Annotated in this window: 1 protein-coding gene; it reads right to left on the bottom strand. The window is 73.6% G+C overall.

The window, feature by feature from the left end:
* Nucleotides 1–517, bottom strand: a 517-nt coding sequence (locus ACFFNX_RS50550; RefSeq protein WP_378213640.1) for a hypothetical protein, incomplete at its 3' end; no start/stop codon positions are given.
* Nucleotides 518–579 lie beyond the last annotated feature (62 nt).

Consider the following 579-nt stretch of genomic DNA (forward strand, 5'->3'; position numbering starts at 1 on the left):
TGGCGTCGCGGGCGGCGTCGTCGCGTTGGTCGCGGTCCCACCAGCGCTCCACGTGCCGGAGTTGCTCGGCGAGGCTTTCACCCGGAATCGACCGTTGGTAGAGGCGTTCCCATTCCCGGCTGTACGGGTGGCGAAGGGCGTCGGGGGTGCGGCGGTGGGCGGCTTGGAGTTCTTCCAGGACCAGGCACCACCGGTACGGGATGGTGAACCATTCGGGCTCCTCGCCGTCGCACACGTTCCCGCCGTGCAGGCGGCCGCGCAGTACCGAGACGAGGTGGTCGGCGAGCATCCCGGGGTCGGAGCGGGCGACGATGACCGAGGCGCGTGCGGCGACGGCGGCGTCGACGGCGTGGGAGAGCGCGCAGTCGCGGAGCCGTTCGGGCAGCGCGCGGAGCGCCTCGAGGACCGCGGGCGCGGGCACCGGGGAGCCCCAGCCGGACAGGTGCGCCGCCGTGGCCAACTCGGCCCACAACACGACCGGCGGGTGGTCGGTGAGGACGCGCTGGGCGGTGCGCATGTCCCGCAGCGTGCACGGTGAGGTGTGGCAGTCGGTGCCACAGGTGCTGCTGCGCGAGCCGA

This window comes from Actinoallomurus acaciae, from assembly GCF_042429965.1.
Lineage (GTDB): Bacteria > Actinomycetota > Actinomycetes > Streptosporangiales > Streptosporangiaceae > Actinoallomurus > Actinoallomurus acaciae.